The sequence below is a fragment of the Microcoleus pseudofavosus SVA1_A4 genome (assembly GCF_036700565.1).
GTDB lineage: Bacteria > Cyanobacteriota > Cyanobacteriia > Cyanobacteriales > Microcoleaceae > Microcoleus.
In genome coordinates this window covers 48,512-67,152 of sequence record NZ_JAUBPE010000007.1, presented here as the reverse complement: position 1 = coordinate 67,152, position 18,641 = coordinate 48,512, and the positions used below count along the sequence as shown (strand labels likewise).

General features: G+C 45.6%; 16 protein-coding genes. 8 read left to right on the top strand and 8 right to left on the bottom strand.

What is annotated here, in order from left to right; translation table 11 throughout:
• From QUA02_RS05015 to QUA02_RS04985, 7 genes are all read right to left on the bottom strand, one after another.
• The gene (locus QUA02_RS05015; RefSeq protein WP_333025772.1) at nucleotides 1–1,263 is read right to left on the bottom strand and encodes a TFIIB-type zinc ribbon-containing protein; all 1,263 of its coding nucleotides are present in this window, start codon (nucleotides 1,261–1,263) and stop codon (nucleotides 1–3) included.
• Nucleotides 1,264–1,349: 86 nt separating this feature from the next.
• On the bottom strand, nucleotides 1,350–2,438 hold the full coding sequence (locus QUA02_RS05010; RefSeq protein WP_333025771.1) for an SPFH domain-containing protein: 1,089 nt from the start codon (nucleotides 2,436–2,438) through the stop codon (nucleotides 1,350–1,352).
• Between the two features lie 123 nt (nucleotides 2,439–2,561).
• Nucleotides 2,562–3,374: a Uma2 family endonuclease gene (locus tag QUA02_RS05005; RefSeq protein ID WP_333025770.1), complete on the bottom strand. Its 813-nt coding sequence runs from the start codon at nucleotides 3,372–3,374 to the stop codon at nucleotides 2,562–2,564.
• Nucleotides 3,375–3,449: 75 nt separating this feature from the next.
• Nucleotides 3,450–3,860: a type II toxin-antitoxin system tRNA(fMet)-specific endonuclease VapC gene (vapC, locus tag QUA02_RS05000; protein WP_333025769.1), complete on the bottom strand. Its 411-nt coding sequence runs from the start codon at nucleotides 3,858–3,860 to the stop codon at nucleotides 3,450–3,452.
• The gene (locus QUA02_RS04995; RefSeq protein ID WP_333025767.1) at nucleotides 3,857–4,111 is read right to left on the bottom strand and encodes a hypothetical protein; all 255 of its coding nucleotides are present in this window, start codon (nucleotides 4,109–4,111) and stop codon (nucleotides 3,857–3,859) included. The genes vapC and QUA02_RS04995 overlap by 4 nt, the downstream gene beginning before the upstream one ends.
• A gap of 48 nt (nucleotides 4,112–4,159) precedes the next feature.
• Nucleotides 4,160–4,390: a hypothetical protein gene (locus QUA02_RS04990; RefSeq protein WP_333025766.1), complete on the bottom strand. Its 231-nt coding sequence runs from the start codon at nucleotides 4,388–4,390 to the stop codon at nucleotides 4,160–4,162.
• A gap of 50 nt (nucleotides 4,391–4,440) precedes the next feature.
• Nucleotides 4,441–5,694 (bottom strand): FAD-dependent oxidoreductase, encoded by a 1,254-nt coding sequence (locus QUA02_RS04985; RefSeq protein ID WP_333025764.1) that lies wholly within the window; start codon nucleotides 5,692–5,694, stop codon nucleotides 4,441–4,443.
• A gap of 305 nt (nucleotides 5,695–5,999) precedes the next feature.
• On the opposite strand from QUA02_RS04985, the gene dnaK reads away from it, so the two are divergent.
• The 8 genes from dnaK to QUA02_RS04945 all read left to right on the top strand — a co-directional run bounded on the left by dnaK (nucleotide 6,000) and on the right by QUA02_RS04945 (nucleotide 14,553).
• Nucleotides 6,000–8,096: a molecular chaperone DnaK gene (dnaK, locus tag QUA02_RS04980; protein WP_333025763.1), complete on the top strand. Its 2,097-nt coding sequence runs from the start codon at nucleotides 6,000–6,002 to the stop codon at nucleotides 8,094–8,096.
• 124 nt (nucleotides 8,097–8,220) lie between these two features.
• Nucleotides 8,221–9,282 carry a DnaJ C-terminal domain-containing protein gene (locus tag QUA02_RS04975; protein ID WP_333025762.1) on the top strand — a complete coding sequence of 354 codons (1,062 nt, stop codon included), beginning with the start codon at nucleotides 8,221–8,223 and terminating at the stop codon, nucleotides 9,280–9,282.
• A gap of 114 nt (nucleotides 9,283–9,396) precedes the next feature.
• The gene (locus QUA02_RS04970; RefSeq protein WP_333025761.1) at nucleotides 9,397–10,446 is read left to right on the top strand and encodes a leucine-rich repeat domain-containing protein; all 1,050 of its coding nucleotides are present in this window, start codon (nucleotides 9,397–9,399) and stop codon (nucleotides 10,444–10,446) included.
• A gap of 372 nt (nucleotides 10,447–10,818) precedes the next feature.
• The gene (locus QUA02_RS04965; RefSeq protein ID WP_333025760.1) at nucleotides 10,819–13,254 is read left to right on the top strand and encodes a dynamin family protein; all 2,436 of its coding nucleotides are present in this window, start codon (nucleotides 10,819–10,821) and stop codon (nucleotides 13,252–13,254) included.
• 38 nt (nucleotides 13,255–13,292) lie between these two features.
• Nucleotides 13,293–13,496: a hypothetical protein gene (locus QUA02_RS04960; protein WP_333025759.1), complete on the top strand. Its 204-nt coding sequence runs from the start codon at nucleotides 13,293–13,295 to the stop codon at nucleotides 13,494–13,496.
• The gene (locus tag QUA02_RS04955) at nucleotides 13,459–13,842 is read left to right on the top strand and encodes a type II toxin-antitoxin system PemK/MazF family toxin (RefSeq protein ID WP_333025757.1); all 384 of its coding nucleotides are present in this window, start codon (nucleotides 13,459–13,461) and stop codon (nucleotides 13,840–13,842) included. Before QUA02_RS04960 ends, QUA02_RS04955 begins: the two co-directional genes overlap by 38 nt.
• Before the next feature lie 28 nt (nucleotides 13,843–13,870).
• Nucleotides 13,871–14,311, top strand: a complete 441-nt coding sequence (locus tag QUA02_RS04950) for a KGK domain-containing protein (protein ID WP_333025756.1) — start codon at nucleotides 13,871–13,873, stop codon at nucleotides 14,309–14,311.
• Nucleotides 14,308–14,553, top strand: a complete 246-nt coding sequence (locus QUA02_RS04945; protein ID WP_333025754.1) for an HNH endonuclease — start codon at nucleotides 14,308–14,310, stop codon at nucleotides 14,551–14,553. The genes QUA02_RS04950 and QUA02_RS04945 overlap by 4 nt, the downstream gene beginning before the upstream one ends.
• Before the next feature lie 119 nt (nucleotides 14,554–14,672).
• On the opposite strand, the gene QUA02_RS04940 is transcribed toward QUA02_RS04945, so the two are convergent.
• Nucleotides 14,673–18,488 carry a glycoside hydrolase family 2 protein gene (locus QUA02_RS04940; RefSeq protein WP_333025752.1) on the bottom strand — a complete coding sequence of 1,272 codons (3,816 nt, stop codon included), beginning with the start codon at nucleotides 18,486–18,488 and terminating at the stop codon, nucleotides 14,673–14,675.
• Nucleotides 18,489–18,641: the final 153 nt, after the last annotated feature.

Below are 18,641 nucleotides of genomic sequence, written 5' to 3'. Positions count from 1 at the left end.
CTAATTAGCAGACGGAACAGGCGCTGGCGGTAATTTTTGGCTCGGTACAGGTGCGGTAGAGGGAATAGGAACTGGCGGTAATTTTTGGCTCGGTACAGGTAGGGAAGTTGGTTGGGGTTGCGGTTGAGGCAGACCGGGAACACGGATATATCTCCAATTACCAGTAAACAATAGGTACATAACACCCGCAAGCACGACACCGCTAACAACCGCAGCAGTAATTTTCCAAACACTGTAGGGACGCTCGCCTTGAACTTCAGCGGTGCGTGCATTAACCATTACTTGATATCGCTGGTTTTGATAGCGATAGGCACACAACCACACAGGTAACAAAATATGCTTAAAAGTGATAGCATTGTAATCAGTGGAAATGCTGTGAACCTGCTGCTCGTCGCCACCAATATTCCTGCAAACATCGAAGTGAATAGTACCGGCCATGACATTTTTAGCAGATTCAAATCCTTGAGTGAGAGAAACTTGCGATCGCTGCGCTTCAAACCCAGCTAAATAAGATGAATTGTAAGCGCGCAGCGACTCCTTGAGATGCCAAGGTTCTAACGCATCCAGACGGGGGCGATCGACTGAAGTTGTGGCGGGAATCAGAATATCGTCAAAAGAGCGATCGACTCTGCCAGAAGCAGGCCACCACATGGTATGTTGCACTTGGCGAGTTTTAGTTTCAGTTTCGCCCTGCGAGTTTGTTTCCGTATAAGTTTCAGTCACGTAGTAGTGTTCTCCGCGAGAACCCTGATAGTAACTAACCGTATAAGTGTCGTAAGTCCAAAACGGCAAATAAACCCCTTGAATTTTCTCTTGTTGCGCTAGGGATTTCAAAGCAGAAGGAGCAAACCAGCGGTTGCTTAGCCACTTCTGAATGCTTTCTCTGGCCTGTTTATCAGTAACTTCAAACGCTACAATTCCCTCTGGATGCACAGTCGGGCTGGCTTTGGCAGGTTGCGTCACAATTGGAGAAGCACAAAATGGGCATTTGCCCGCTACTTTTGGCGGTTCAAAAGTAACACTTGCTCCGCAATCATTGCATTTTACTTCAAGGGCTGTTGTTGATAAAGCTGTCAGCGTTGTTTCGTCGAATTGTAGATATTGTTCGTAAGAATTTTCCTTTACCTCTTCAGCAGTTTGGGGAATTGCATCTTCCCAGCCGCAGTAAGCACACTTGAGTTTTCCTGCTTGGGGGTTGAACTCTAAATAAGCCCCGCAGCTAGGACAGGGAAAAAGTTTAACAGCAGGTTCCGAAGTATTCATAATAGTTTATTGGTGATGTAATTGGTAATTGGTAATTTGGAAAGCAGATCAATTACTAATTACCAATTAACTAAATATGCAAAATTTTAGGCGGCGGCTGGCGGGGGAGGCGGCGGGACTGTCGCCAACAAAGATGCTAATTCCGGCACTTGCGATGCTAACTTCCAGCCGTCAAAACCCGCACGCCACACCATTACCTGATGTGTCAAACCATTTTGCAGAAGTTGATGCAATTCAAAAGGGCCTAATTGTTGACCGTTCTGGGCAATATACCACTGAGTTTGTGTTGGCGGGGGAGGTGGCGGTGGAGTTTGCGATGCTGGCGGCTGCATCATATTTGTCATTTGCTGACCTAGTGCCATTCCCATGCCCAATTCTAATGCTTGATTGCCGCCGCTAGGGTTATTTGCTGATGCTTCTATAGCGTTAGCAGCTTGATATTGGGTATATTGCTGCATATTTCCCAGAAGTCCGATTGAGGCTCGTTTGTCGAGTGCTTCTTCAACTTCAGGCGGCATCGAGATATTTTCAATTAATAGCTGAGTTAACTCTAACCCAAACTGCTGGATACTTGGCTCTATGGCAACTCGCACCTGTTCGCCCATGTGGGTGTAGTTGGATGCAAAGTCTAGCAGGGGAACGCGGGAATTGCCAACCCAATTGGCAAAGGCACTGACTATTGTATTGCGGAGCTGATCGCTGATTTCATCTACTTGAAATAGTCCGTCAGTGCTGATTAGTTGTTTTAAGAGTTTTTCTGGATGGGAAACTTTAATGTTGTATGTGCCAAAAGCCCGCATTCTCACTGGGCCGAGTTCTGGATCGCGGATAATTACAGGGTTAGAGGTTCCCCATCTCAGGTTGGTAAATATTTTGGTGTTAAAAAAGTAGACTTCTGCTTTGAAGGGAGAATTGAAACCGTAGGGCCAACCTTTTAAGGTGCTGAGAACGGGTAAGTTGCGGGTGTACAGTTCGTACATTCCCGGATCGAAGACATCGGCAACTTGACCTTCGCTGACAAAGACTGCTATTTGTCCTGGTCGTACAGTTAGTTTAGCACCTTGTTTAATTTCGTTTTGGTGGCGCTCGAATCGATAGGCAATGGTGTCGCTGGTATTGTCCAACCATTCGATGATATCGACAAATTCACCGCGAATCTTGTCAAAGAGTCCCATAGATTTATTTTGGGTTGTTGTTTGATTTTAGCTTCAAGAGGATCGATCGGAGTTCCCGATCGCCATTGTAAAGTTTTTAGGTGCGATCGGGCTCAGATGGGGGCGATCGCACTTGCAGACAATTCACAATTCCGGTTGAATTCCGGCCGATCGCAACTGAGCGCGCAATTGCTCTAATTGGTCTTCTGCTTGTTGAGCTCTTTCTTGTTCGCGATCGGCTCTTTGCCGCTCTTGTTCAGCTATTTGCCGCTCTTGTTGAGCTCTTTCTGCTCCCGATAACAGCAAATTCCCTTCACTATCCCACCAGCGCAGCCAAGGTAACTCAACATTTTGATACCTTCCTTGCCAAATTCCCAATTCCACTCCTAACCGTTCAATGGGATAATGACCGCGCTCATTTGCAGCAACTAATTGATACCTATCTTCGATCAGGTGATAGACTTCAACGCTAGCCTTAGTTACTTCATAAATCCCGTAAAATGCCGGACGGATGACATTTTCATAAATCCAGAATTTACCCGGCTTAGTTTCTTGTTGACCCGATCGCAACAAAGGCGTTCTGTCCCGTTCTTCTGTACCATTGCCCGATACAAATTCTAACACAATTAACGGTGCTACAAATTCTTGCCACATCACATAAGAACGGCGCAATTGACCGTCAATAGTTGGCGGGACATTAGGCACATAAAACCAGTCAGGCGCTTCTGCACCCCGTTCTAGCGGCTCAGTTAATCGCCAATAAATGCCGCTATCTTGACCGATACAATAGTTACCATCTGGATGAATGCTTTGGAAGACGGGAGTAATTGAATCGGTTAACAGAATGCTTTGAGGATGTTCTTGGAAATTTTTCACAAAAGTACCGTCGGATTCTGGTAGCTGAGTGTGGTCTGGCCAGCCTGTAGGATTTTTTTCTACATCTAAGGTGAATTTCATAATGTTATTTGGGTCGCAAGCATTGTTTTGAAACAAGTTTTGATTTTGAGTAGATGCAAACTCGATACATCTAACTCAGCCATCTATCTCCCAATCCTCCAGACGCAAACCCTCAACGCGGCTGAACTCGCGGGTATTGTGAGTTACAAGAATTAGGTTGTTGGCAAGAGCAATAGAGGCAATCAAGAGGTCATTAGGACCGATAGGTGTCCCAGATGCAGCTAGTTGAGCGCGAATTTGACCGTAAATTACGGCAGACTGGTCATCAAAAGGCAAGCTTACAAACTCACTGAAAAAACGTTTGAGTCTAGCTAGATTGCTATCTTCACGCGAACTTCTAAAAGCACCCCAGTAAAGTTCTGCTTTAACGACAGAGCATAATGTTACATCACCCGATCGCATCATTGCTAGTCGGCGAGATACGGCTGAGTTGCGGTCTTCGTTTAACAAACGGATACAACTATTAGTGTCTAAAAGATAAATCACAGCAATTCTTCCCGCATTTCATATTCCAACTGATCGGGACGAACAAGCGGTTCTCCTTCCCAACTTCCTATTACTGTCTCAAAAAAACCGGGAGACCAGCCTAAATCTTCCGGTGTTTTAGCTTCAGTTGCAGGTGATATGCGCTGGAAAACTACAATAACTTCCAAATCTGTATCTGTAATCCCAACCGGGACTTGCAAATGCAACATCCCGTCCCCACCAACCCGCGATCGTACTTTAATACTTTGCATTACTCTGGCTTCCTTAAGTTTGTACTGAAATTTAATCCTGTAATAACCTCAATCTTCATCCCATTTATCTTTAACTGCTTCCCAATCCCGCCAACCGGCACGCTCGCGATTTCCACCAGCAGCTTTTAATTTTTTTAATGCTTGTTTGGCAATTTGCAAATCTTCTAAAGTCTCTAACCATTCGATGAGTGCTTGCCAAGTTTCGACATCTAAGACAGCCACTTGTTTGCCTTTTATATTGAGAAATTCAACTGACTGCAATACTTCTAATCCGGTCATTCAGGCTACCTCTATTTTGATGATAGGTATAACTTAAGTATAGGTGTATCTCATTGATTTCGCACCCGAACCCTAGTTAATCCAAAACCAATTAATCGCGCTGGAATATTTCGCAAAATTGGTAACTGCAAAAAAGGTGGCGGTGTAAACTGTCGATCGCTATTTAATGCCCCCTTAATAATTTGCTCCTGTACAAAGGACTGAAATGCTTGAATGATACGTGTGGGCAACTCCCGCTGTCGCTGCACCTCTGCCAAATCCCACAGATGCACGCGATCGTTTTTCAGCGAGGCGCTGAGTACATTGCCCGCGACGACAGCATCTTGAATAGCATAGTTAATTCCCACACCGCCTACGGGCGACATGACGTGAGCGGCATCCCCAATTAAGAGCAAACCGGGACGATACCAGCGGGGAAGGCGACTCGATTCAACGGACAGAAAAGAAATTTGCGACCAATCTTTCAGTTGCTCTACCCTATCTGCAAATTCTGGTGCTAATTCAGCAACAGATTTTTGCAAAGCTTCTATTCCTGATTCGCGCAATTTCTGATAGCTGCCTTTCAGAATAATGTAACCGAGTTGCCAATAACCCAAGCGGTCGATCGTGACTAATAAATGACCTCCAACAGCTCGACCTCCCACGCCGGAATCTTTGACATCATCGGCACTGCGCGGCAAACGAAACCAAAGAACATCCATCGGCGGGGAAGTTTTAATCGGTTCAAAACCTGCTAATTGGCGCAGGCGGGAAAAGCGACCGTCTGCACCGACAGTGAGGGTCGATCGCACTTCATGATATCCCCTGCGTCCCCGGTATCGAATTCCGCGCACAACCCCATTTTCTACGATCGTTTCTTGTACATTAGCTCCCATTACTAGCTGAAAACAGGGGTAGCGCTGCGCTTCGGCAATGATGAATTCGAGAAACTTGACTTGGGGAAGGATAGTGATGTAAGGATACTTGGTTTTGAGACTGGACAAATCTACGAGTGTGGCGGTATTGCCAGCAGCTTGGATGGTGAGTTGGCGCATTTTTGTATGGGGCAATTCCAGCAATTTTTCGGCTATTCCCAATTGATCCATAATTTCCATTACTGACGGATGCAGCGTATCGCCGCGAAATTCTCGGTCAAAATCTTTGTGTACTTCTAGCAGCATGACTGGAATGTTTTGCCGCGCTAAAAGTAATGCTAAAACAGCACCCGCAGGCCCACCTCCGACAATGCAGCAGTTGGTATGCTGCACGTCAACGATCGAGTGTTCTTGAGAGGATTCTGAATTCTGAACAGAGTTGACAGTCATATTTTTATGTTCCTGTTTGCTCAACAATCCTGCTAGCTGCTTTTAGTTTAGCAAAACGCAGTAGTTAATCAATTCTCAAATTTTTTTTGCTTTCAAAAGAAGGACATACACGGCTTTCCTAAGTTGACAATCCTACTCCTAAAGGCGATCGCCAATCCACCAGCGGAGCGATCGCACCCCAGGCTCAGCCGCAGGTGAGGCAATCCCCCGCAGCCCCCGCTTCTCGACGCGGTACAATAAATGCAATCATACTTAACGCTTATATTGAAAAGGCTAGACACCACGCCACAGGAGACAACAGACGCATGGGTAAAGTAGTTGGCATTGACCTCGGAACAACAAACTCAGTAGTAGCCGTCATGGAAGGCGGCAAACCGGTTGTGATTGCCAATGCAGAAGGGATGCGGACAACTCCCTCGGTGGTTGCTTTCACAAAGGAAGGAGAACGCCTTGTCGGACAGATGGCCAGACGCCAGACTGTTCTCAACCCGCAAAACACCTTTTACGCCGTCAAGCGGTACATCGGACGCAAATATACCGAACTGACTCCAGAAGCAAAGCGCGTCCCTTACACAACTAAGCGCGAAGAAAACGGCAACATCAAAGTCAAGTGTCCCCGCCTGAAAAAAGATTTTGCCCCAGAGGAAATTTCGGCGATGGTGTTGCGGAAGTTGGCCGATGAAGCCAGCCGCTATCTGGGACAAGAGGTGACGGGTGCTGTAATTACTGTTCCCGCTTATTTCAACGACTCGCAGCGGCAGGCGACGCGAGATGCTGGACGAATTGCGGGACTTGATGTCAAGCGGATTTTAAATGAGCCGACAGCGGCTTCTTTGGCTTACGGTTTGGAGAAGCGAGAAAGTCAAACTATTTTAGTGTTTGATTTGGGCGGCGGTACTTTTGATGTGTCTATCTTAGACGTGGGAGACGGAGTATTTGAAGTCAAAGCAACTAGCGGCGACACTCAATTGGGCGGCAATGATTTTGACTCCAAAATTGTTGACTGGTTGGCAGAACAATTCTTAGAAAAAGAAGGAATCGATCTGCGACGCAACCGCCAAGCTTTGCAGCGCTTGATCGAAGCAGCAGAAAAAGCCAAGATTGAGCTGTCGGGAGTCGGTGTCACCGAAATTAATTTGCCGTTTATCGATGCGAATGAAGACGGGCCTTTGCATCTGGAAACGCGCTTAACTCGCGGTCAATTTGAGGGGCTGTGCACCGATTTGGTGCAGCGGCTGCGGCGCCCGGTGAAACAAGCTTTAGCCGATGCAAATTTAAGCCCTTCTCGCATTGATGAAGTTGTGCTAGTCGGCGGTTCGACTCGCATTCCTTTGGTGCAGCAAATTGTTCGCAGTTTGATCGATCGAGAACCGAATCAAAATGTGAATCCCGATGAAGTTGTGGCGGTGGGTGCGGCAATTCAAGCGGGCATTTTGGCGGGGGATGTCCGCGATGTGCTGCTGCTGGATGTGACGCCGCTGTCGCTGGGTTTGGAAACTATCGGCGGGGTGATGAAAAAACTGATTCCTCGGAATACTACTATTCCTGTGAGGAGATCGGACATTTTTTCCACTGCTGAAAACAACCAAACTGTGGTAGAAATTCACGTCATCCAAGGGGAACGGGAATTAGGCAGAGATAATAAGTCTTTGGGACGGTTTAAACTAACTGGAATTCCGCCGGCGCCGCGAGGGATTCCGCAGGTGCAAGTAGCTTTTGATATTGATGCTAACGGGATGCTGTTGGTGACTGCTTTGGACAAAACTACCGGCAGGGAACAAAGCATTACTGTGCAAGGTGCTTCGACGCTGACTCAGCAGGAAGTGAATCAAATGATTCGCGATGCGGAACAGTTTGCTCAAGCTGATAAGTTGCAGCGGGAAAGGGTAGAAAAACGCAATCGCGCTGAAGCTTTAGCTTATCAAGCTGAGCGGCAGTTGCGGGAAGTTGCGCTCGATCGCGGAATGCAGTTTGCTCAAAGAAGCCGCCAGCGAATTGAAACTTTAATTCGGGAATTGCGAGACAGTTTGGAACGCAACGACGAGCGGGGAGTTGACCAAGTTGGTTCGGATTTGCAAGATGCTCTTTACGATTTGAGCCGGGAAGTTTCAGCTTTTGCTGATGATGACGATGATGATGATTTCTTTGAGTCTGTGAAGCGGACTTTTACGGGCGACGGTACCAAGCGGCGCAGCGATGACAGCAGCTATTATACCAATGCTAAACCGTATCGCCGATCGACTGTCGATCCGATTCCCGATCGTATGGGCGATCGTATGGGCGATCGTATGGGCGATCGTATGGGCGATCGTATGGGCGATCGCAGAAGCAGTGCTAATCGCCCCACTCGCCCTTATCAAAATCAAAGCGACGATTGGGATGATGACGACGATTGGCTCTAATTAGTGGTTAGTCATTAGTCCCCAGTCATTAGTCCCTAGTTTGAAGCAGGGAAGCACGATGACTAATGACTAATGACTAATAATTAATAACTAATGACTAATAACTAATGACTAATGACTAACTATGCAGAATTTTCGCAATTACTATCTAATTTTGGGAGTCCCCAAAGATGCCTCGGCTGATGAGATTAAGAAAGCCTATCGACGGCTGGCCAGACAGTTGCACCCTGACGTAAATCCGGGGGATAAATCTGCTGAAGATAGGTTTAAGGATATTAATGAAGCTTACGATATTCTTTCCGATATTGACAAGCGAGCTCAATACGACCAGTTTAGTAAATTCTGGAAACAAAAGGGATTTCAAAGCCAACAAGGGGTGCGACTTCCCAATTTCAAAAGCTGGGGAAACGGTAAAGCTAGCCGCAAAAAACCTGCTCAGGATATCGATTTTAGCGATTACTCGGATTTTAATAAATTTCTCGATCAAGTGCTCGGAAGGCGCCGGGAAGTCAGGATGGCGACAGCGAATGATGCAGCGCGAGTTAGTTCGCCGGAACCGTGGAATACGGCTTCTAAGAAAACGAGTTATGTGGCTAATTCTCGCGAAGATAGAAGGGAGTTGGACGATCGCGAAATTAGACGGGAAGTTAGGGAAATAGACGATCGCGAAATGCGACAGGATATTGACGCCAGGCTGACTTTGCGCTTGGAAAAAGCTTATTCCGGGGGAACCGAGCGAATTCGTTTGGAAGATGGGCGAGCGATCGAGGTGAATCTGCCTCCTGCTATGGTATCAGGGCAGCGGATTCGCTTGCGAAATCAAGGTATGGGGGGCGGAGATTTATATTTGAAAATCACGGTTTCTCCCCATCCATTTTTTCGTTTGGAAATGTCGGATATTTGCTGCGAATTGCCGCTGACTCCCAGCGAAGCGGTGTTGGGCGGAGATGTTGAAGTACCGACGCTGGATGGTAGGGTGAAAATGAAATTGCCGCCTGGAGTTACGTCTGGGAAGCGGTTGCGGCTGGCTGGTAAGGGCTATCCGACTGGAAATGGCGATCGGGGCGATCAGCTAGTAGAAATTATGGTTGTAATTCCCAAGGAAATTAGTGAGGAGGAACGAGAATTATACGAAAAATTGCTGCAGGTTGAGTCTTTCAAGCCACGTCAAGATTTGTCGGTTTAATTCTATTATTTTGTAAGGTGCGTCGCGGCGGAAATTTTCGTTACGATCTAAAGCTATTCGAGGGCGACGCACCCTACACCAGAAAGTGAAAGTAAATATTGGGAGGCTTAAAGTATGATGGTGAAAGTTAGCTGCGCTCGAAAACGAAATTTTTGCTTAGTTGGAGCGATCGCATTCTTTTTTGTTTTGGTAACTTCATATTTTTTTGGGTGTTCGGCACCCACAAATCAGCCAACTACAAAAGATATCACTCCTTTACAAGACTTAAAAAAATTAACTAAACTTTTCCTGATTAGAACAGAAGTAGATAATATTAATCGCTTGCAATTTTCACCAAACCTGACTGAATTATATATTGTACAAAATAAGAACATCCTCCAGTCTGGAGATGATTCCGCAAAACCAACTATCGATCTTAGCAAGATACAACATTTAAATAAATTGGTAAAACTCACTATTATTGGAAATCGAATTTCCGATCTTAAGTCGCTGAAATTTCTCCCCAAACTAACCAAGCTTAACCTCAGTGACAATGAAATTACAGATATCGAGCCTCTTAAATATCTGACAGGCTTAACCGAACTATCTCTCAGTAACAATGAAATTTCAGACATCAGCATTTTAAAATTTCTCACAAACCTAACCAGACTCGATCTTGGAAGCAATAAAATATCCCAAATCGACCCACTTAAATTTCTGAAACATTTAACCGCACTCGGCATTAGTCAAAATCAAATTTCAGACCTTCGCCCGCTGGCATCTTTAAGTAATCTAACCGAACTAGATATTATGTATAATAAAATTTCTGACATTAGTCCATTGCGATTTCTGACCAACCTCACTAAACTTGACCTTGGCAGCAATCAAATATCAAATATCGAGTCGCTGAAATTTTTGACCACTCTCACGCACCTTTACCTTCCTGGCAATCAAATCAAAGATTTCAGTCAACTTCGATCGCTAACCAAGCTAACTAAACTCCACCTCTATGACAACCCGCTTCCTATAAAAAAATGTCCCGTTAAACCACAATCTATCTGTCTCCTTGAGTTTTATTGGGGAAATGGGCAAATGACAGGTTATATAGATTGGGAAGAGCATCAAATGAATAACCCAGACTCCATCCCAATTCCTAACCGATACCCATACATTGATAGTTGGTAGCGAGTTGATATCGGCGGTAATTATGCAAATATGGCTATTTTTCAGCGATCTATATGTTATCTTTACAATTGTCTTATGCCGATCGTTTGATTAAAGTAGTGTAGGTGCGCGCTGCGTACCTTACCAATGAACAACAGCACGACACGAAAATCACGGATACACAGATAGCTGTTTTTATTAATTACCAAATTCTCTGAGATTCATCCTTCAGTACAGAATAATTAGATAGCCGACTTCTTTAAAAAGTCGGCTATCTAAGAAAAGAGGAAATTTTCGATAATATTTACGTAAAGTTACTGTTGTAATTATTGCTGAAATAGCCGATAATTAACATTAAGGTAATTTTTCCACAATCGGGAGCATTCTGCCACAATGACTCAAATGCCACCTCAATGCAAAAACCTGCAAGAACAAGTTGACTCTTTACTGCAACTGCTGCGTCAAGAATCGTCTTTGCGACAACAAGATATTACAGCGGTGCAAGCTTCATTAAAAAAAGCAATTTCCCCTGAGTTTGAGATTGTGTTTGCAGGTGCTTTCAGTGCGGGAAAATCGATGCTGATTAATGCTTTGTTAGAGCGAGAATTGCTCTACAGTGCTGAAGGACACGCGACTGGTACTGAATGTTATATCGCCTTTGCTGAGCCTGAAAAAGAGCGAGTTGTCCTCACTTTTTTGAGTGAAGTTGAGATTCGAGAGCAAGCGTATGCTCTTTGCGAAAAGTTAGGTTTAACTACTGAACTTAATATTAATCAAACAGATGTAGTGCCGCTTTTGTGCAAGGGATGTAACATAATTCTTGAAAAAGAAGGCGGCGAAAATAAATCGGAATTAGCCAAACAAGCTAAGGCTTTGATGCTGCTGTTAGAAGGTTTTGAGGCAAATCGCGATCGCATCCACACTCTCGAAAATGCCACCTACTCGATGGAACAGTTTAACTTTTCCAATCTCAAGGAAGCTGCTAGCTACGCCCGTCGCGGTAGCAACAGTGCGGTGCTGAAGCGCGTAGAGTATTATTGTTATCATCCGTTGCTACAAGACGGCAATATTATTATCGATACGCCGGGAATTGATGCGCCCGTACAGCGGGATGCGGAATTGACTTATGATAAGATTGAAAGCCCCGATACTTCGGCGGTTGTCTGCGTTTTGAAAGCAGCTTCGTCGGGGGAAATGACGACGGAAGAAACCGAGTTGATGGAAAAAACGCGGGGAAATCCGGGAATTCGCGATCGGCTTTTTTACATTTTCAACCGCATCGACGAAACTTGGTACAACACTCAACTGCGACAGCGCTTAGAAAATCTGATTAATTCCGACTTTCGCGATACTGCGAGAGTGTACAAAACTAGCGGATTGTTGGGATTTTACGGCAGTTTGATTAAAAATACCACAACGCGCGATCGCTTTGGTTTAAATACAATATTTGCCGCAAGTCAGGGGCGGGTTGATTTAGATATTAAGTTAGATTCAGATTTTATCGAAAAGAGTGAAGAAACTCCGCAATTTATCAGCGAATTTAACCGCTACTGTGCGAATTCCGGCAAACTTTCTCCCAGCAAATTTCGGATTTCAGTTAACAGCTACGAAACACCAAATGAAAACTACGTGCGGATTCTTGCAGAACAAGGAAAACCGTTAATCGACCAATTAATTCAAGATAGCGGCATCGAAGATTTTCGCACAGCCATCACCCGCTACCTCACCGAAGAAAAACGCCCGCAACTGTTCAAAAATCTCGCCGACGACTTGGAAGACTTGTGCATTCAACTGCGAAAACACTACCAAACAATCCAGCGGAATTTGGACAGCCAACCCCGCGAAATTGAAGCGATGAAAGCACAGGAACTTTTACGCTTAAATCAAGAATTGCAGCAAGTAGGACAGGATTTTCGGGAACATATCGCCACAGAAATCAATGAAATGATTATGAATAAATGCGATATTTTTGATACAGATTTTCGGCAACTGCAATCTCGGATGATCCGGCGCTTGGATGAATTGCTAGATAGCTTTTCAGTTGAGGCAGCTTACGGGCGCACTGTGCTGACTCATCCCCGCAATGCTACAGCACCTTTAATTGCTGTTTTAGTTGAGGCGCTTTACTATTTAGCAAATCAGTTAGAAGATATTTTAGTAGAGTCTACGGCGTCGCTGGTTGCCAATTTTTTCCAGTATTTGAAAGACAGCGTTCGCAAATCTGAATATTATCGACTTCTGTATCGATTGTTGGGGAATGACGGGGGAATTGAACAGCAGTTAGATGAGCTGTCAAAGCGGGTTTCTGATGCTTTGATAAATGCGGCTGGCGTTGAGTGCGATCGCTACGTGCGAGAAAGCCCCCGTTTTTACGACGAAGACACGTTTTCGATTTATCAATTCCGGCAAACATTGCAGCAAACATCTCAAGGTTACGACTGCGAAAACATGGTAGATGCCCAACCGGCAATTCGGCAATTGTTGCGCTTAGATTTCGAGCCAAAAGTATCTAAAACCATCCGACAAACTTTCCGGCAAACTGTTAATAAGACGCTGAAAGATCATTTGTTACCGATGGCCGAAAAGCAAGCGGATGATATTTTGCAGAAATACAGTCAAGCCCGCGATTATTTGGAGCAAACTTTGGCGCAGGAGGCGGAGGAGAAAATCGCTCGGAACCAGCGGCTGCAAGGGGAGAATGATGAAAAGATCGAAAAGTACGATCGGGCGGTTTCTGGGATTAATAGCTGTTTGCAGGCGATGAAGTTGCACGAGCATTTGTTACCTGTAATTGGACAAAATGATAGTGTTTCGGTGGATGGTGAATGATTGTGCTATAATAGCTAACAAAGAGCGACTTTAATCCTATGAACATTCGCCAAAAGCTTCTCACAATAATCGAGCAACTTCCCGATGAGAAGCTAGCCATACTTCTGAACCTAGCGCTTGTCTTTAAAAGTGGGAAAGAATCTGTTCAACCGATGCTTGTATCCCAAGCTTATCAAGATTGGCTGAGTGCGGAAAATGACATTTATGACGAACTATTTGCCGATGAACTTACGGCGGGGTGATGTAGTGTTGGCTCAAGTGCCAATGCCTTCTACTCAGCTAACACAGTTTAAACTGCGTCCGGCTGTGATAATTTCGGCAGATAATCTCAACCAAATTATTGAGGACGTGATGGTTGTACCTTGTACTTCTAAGACAACTCGCCCTTTGACGGTGGCTCAATATTTGATAACAGGAGATGAAATTGTAGTAGCTGGTATTAGAGTTCAGTCGGTAGTTAGGTGCGAGTCCATTTTTACCCTCAACAAGTCAATGATTACCCGGAAACTCGGTTCCCTTTCAAATGAGGCTATAAACCACGTTAATCGGTGTTTGATGGTAGCTTTGGAATTAGAAATAGTAGATTAAATAGGACTTAAGCGAGGGTGGGAAGAATATGGAAGATAAATTTGATTTTCACAACTGTGGTAATGATGATGCTTTATCTTTTGGTAACGCAATGCTTAAAATAGAAAAACTTAAGGAAACAGTAAATAGAGTTTTGCCTGAAAATGGGTTAGGACAAACACTCAATCAGTTATTAAGCCAGCAAGCCCTAAATATTGATGTAGCTTTAACTACCGATCAAACACGTCGTTTATATGAGAACTGGTTTGGTGAAGGTATAGATTGTGAAATTCTCAGAGTGGGTGCTCCGGGCTGGAAGAAAGGAAAGATTAAGCTCAAACTCAATGTCACTATAGAATTTTGCCCTGACGAACCAGAAGTTGAAGAAACACCAGAAAACAACGAGTCAGAAATCAGCCCGCCAGAATCACCCCTTGATGATTTGCGCCGCCAACTACTAAACCATGAAAATCAACCCAATAATTCATGACTAAAATCCCTAGAATCCCTATTCCACCAGAAGTCAGAAAATACGTATTTACCCGCAATAAATATCAATGCCAAAGCTGCGGCCAAACCAAACTAGAAACCCAACTGTCGATCGATCATATCATCCCCCTAGCCCGCGGCGGCAGCAACGACATCAGCAACCTGCAAACCCTCTGCCTCACCTGCAACCAAAAGAAAACCGACAAACTAGACCCCCGCTTCCGGCGACACTTTGACCTGTGATACAGCATTTTTCAGGTAAGCTAGCAGAGATAGAGGACACGGCAGTGCCGTTTCCCTACTGCGATCGATTCTCTCTTCTTTTCCTCTGCGCCCTCTGCGCCCTCTGCGGTTAAAAAATCCTACCATCTATAATACCGATAAGGATCATCCCCCATCTCAAAATCCGTCTTATAATCCGAGTGATAAAACTCCTGACTAGAACCATTAAAAACAACCCCATCCGCCTTAAAACTCGCCCCCAAATTAGCCAAAATCTGAGCATTCGCCCGAGTTTGCCGCCAGCGAGTAAAGCGCAAATAAGTCTTAGCATCAGCATTCAAACTATCCGGGTCAATCTGAGAAAAAATCGCCACACCCTTACCTACAGCAACCCGACTTAACAAACCGCCAGCGCCGATTTCTCCCCCAGACTTTATCAACCAAGTATCATAAAAAGAGCGCGATCGCAAATCCGAACTGCTAACCCCCTTCACCTCATCCCAACTCGGAACCGCCAGCGAACCGCCGAAATCCTTCGCTTGCTGCAAACCCACGCCCAAACCCGCAGCCGGCACTTGACGCGGGAGGAAAAACGCCTTCCCGCCAGCATTCAAATAACCGCGCAAATCAGCATCTTTCAGATTCGCTTGAGCCCCCACAATGGCCAAACCAACATCCTGAGAAAGCGCATTAGCCCGCTGATAAATTACCCCCAAACTATCCAACTTCTTCGCATCCGCATCTCCCCCAATTAAAACCACCTTATCCGGCTTCCCCAACACCGGGGAATTCATCCCGTAACTCACAATTTGTTGCACTAATTGCGCCGCCCCACCATCCGCAGCAAAATGGTCTTCCAAATCCAACTCATTTAATATCAATCGCCCTTTTCCGTAGTCCAATTCCATCAGCGGCGAATAAGCTAAATCAAACTCAGATTCCAAAATTGGCCGCCAACCGCTGCGGTGCGGCTTCTCTATTGAAGCGCTGCTGACACCGCCGCGATTTCCCCAATGCCAGCCGTACCAAGGCATATTTGACGGACTCAATCTTGCCCCGGTTTGAATCGTATCGGGATACGCTTCAATCAGGGTACTTTCCCCGATCCAATCGCGCAAATCTGCATCGTCCAAACCGCTAACTGCCGGGTGGTTGCTGTCAACTGGATACGCGCGGCGGCTGACGTGTTCGGCAACCCGCAAACCCATATTTCTCAGCCATTCCCGGCGCTGGGGAAATACAATTGCTTTGCCGCCGCTACGCACGAAAGTTTCTAAATTTCCCGGGAAATTTTGCCCGCTAGAAAACGCTTCCCTACCGATAATTAATAGCGATGAAACTTGCGAACCGTTCCACGGCACAAGCGGATAACCTAACTGTTTTAACATTGCCGATGTTTTGCCAACTGGATCGAAGATTGCCACCGCATCCTTGACTTTGGATGGAGTGGAAAATACCCGGAAAGCAAATGTATCAGAATGCGGGCGATCGCCCACTCGCGCAGTCAAGCGAATTTCGCCGTCAGCCTTGCTAGAAACTGTATTTGGTAATTTCACGTCAATTGGGAAAAACAGCGTGCCTGCTGTCTCAATACTTCCCTTCTTCTCCCCAGTTCCCACTTCTTCTCCCCCCACCAAGACTCGCCAATTAAACGCAAAATCTTGTTTCGCCCGCGTATCGTTAATTAACACTATTTGCTTAGCCAATTTTCCGCCTGCAAAAAAGCTGCGATCTTTTGCAGTAAAAGCCTGATTAGCACCAGCAATCCAAGCCAAGGTGGAGCTATTATTATTCACAATTGCCTCGCCTCCCGGATACATATTGTAAGCTTCTGGCTGCCAATAATGCAAAAGATTATTCGACACTTGCTTCAAATAAACGCCCCGGCGACCAGGTTGAAATTCCCCAATATCCACCTTAGTTCTGCCAGCATCCGAAACCTCCCAACCGTGTCCTTCTTGCCAAGGAATCATCCCCCCAGACATCCCAAAAGTCCGCCAACTCCGCCAAGTATTCGTACTGAATAACTGCTGCAACTTTTGAAAAGCCGGTGCAAAATCTAACTCCTTGTTCATATGCCAGCTTTTATACTCTTGATCTTTGACAAATTGCTCCCGAACTTTACCTTTATAAGCCGGAGTTTCCAACTCGTAAGCTTGTTTCCCAAAATAAATCGCCGCAAACTCGGTCATCCAAGGTTCGCTGACAATCACCTTATTAAAACCTTGGCGGTTGCGCATCATTGTTGCGTGTAGAGGCGTGCCAAATTCTACCACCATGTAGGGCATTTCTCCGGTTTTGCTCCATTCGGAAATCCATTCTTCTCTTTCTTGCAACGGCATGACATTTAAATAAGAATTGAGAGAATAAACATCGCCAAAAGTGCCGCCTTGATGTACCATTACAGGTCTGGTTGGATCGACGGATTTCATAGCAGCAAAGGCCTCATTTCCCAGCGGGGTTTTGGCGCGCATCCGCTGGTTTTCCACGGGGCCGAGAGTTCCTTCTATTTTTTTTCTGCCGATGCGGCGGGGATTTTGATCGTCACCGCTGCCGAAATAGTTGGGACTTGTCGCCCACATTAATACTGAGGGATGATTGCGGTAGCGGCGCATTTCTGTAGTCATTCGCGCTTTCCAGCGGTCTATTATTTGGCGGTTATTCCACTGTTCGCTCCAAGCGATGGGAGTAATGTCTAAAGCGGGAGCCATAATTGGAAAACCTTTGAGGTCGGCGCGTTCCGAAAATAGTTCTCGGAAATGCCATTTTCCGCGTTCGTCGTGATTCCAAGGCCAGATTTCTGTTATATTAAAACCGGCTTTTACATAGCCGTCAATTAAACTGTCAGAAACTTCTACTGTGCCACCTTCCCAAGTATCGGAATGCAAGTTTGGTCGCAGGCGAAATTCGGTTCCGTTTAAGAAAAACTTTCGCCCTTCTACCCAAAATTCTCGGAAGCCGAAAGGTTGGTTGTATTGCGTATCAATGCCACTTCCTTTTACTGCTAATTGCAGGGTGTAAAGGTTTGGTTGACCGACATCCCAGAGGCGGGGATTTGGCCAATTCCACTGGACTTGTACGGTTTGAATTGGTTTAGCTTGAACGTTGGCAGTTCCTGTAAAGTTTTGTTCGATTTTGCCTTTTTCGTCGAGCATTTGAGCGACAAGTTGAACTTGACCGTTTTGGGTAACGTCTTTGAGTTCTACATCTAATTTAACTTGCTTGTTTCTGGTGGAAGTTTGGACGAATACGTCGCTAATTAGCGGGCCTGGGGGAACGGCCAGAATCCGCACTTCGCCGATGATTCCCCGCGATTGCAAGTTGGATTTTGTTGTATAAATTTCTGTGGGACTCATAATCACGGCTTTGTCTTTTTCGTCGGATACTGCCGCAACTAAGATAGATATTGTATTTTGACCTGGTTTTGCTGCTTTGGTAATCTCAACAGTGCCGTACGGCCATTCGATTTGACCGCAGTTATTGCCGTTTACAAAGATGACTGCATCGGTACTGACTCTGGCTAAATCGATAAAAATTCGGCGGTTTTTCCAGTCGCCGGGAATCTCTATATTTCTCTGATACCAGGCTTTTGATAGTTGTTTGCTGTTGAATTTTTCCCAAGAATTGCCGGTGCCGCGAGTGATGATTCCGGGTACGAATTCGCTTTTTTCTTCTTGCCAGTCTCCGGGTACTTGGATGGAGCCCCAACTGGGGGATGCGGGGGGACTTTGGGGGTTGCCAATGGCGGGGACAAATTGCCAGGTGCCGTTGAGGTAGATTTGGTCTCGCTTGTTGTCGATCGCACTGGCGGTGGCTGGGGTAAGATTGGGAAAGCCGATCGACGATATTACTGAATTGCTGGCCGAGTTGGGATTTTGAAGCGCGTAACCTATGAATCCGAAGACGGTGGCGGCTGCGAAAAATAATCCGATAATTTTTGCCAGCTTGTTATTCACGCTAAGTTCCTCCCAGAAATCAGCTTATCCAATTTGTCCCTTCACCTGTAATAGTAGCTTATTCAGCACCAATCAGAAGTGCAAATCTGTCTCTTGGAAGATGGCACGGGCCAGACAAATGTGGTTTGGTATAGAAAAAATAGATAATTAGTT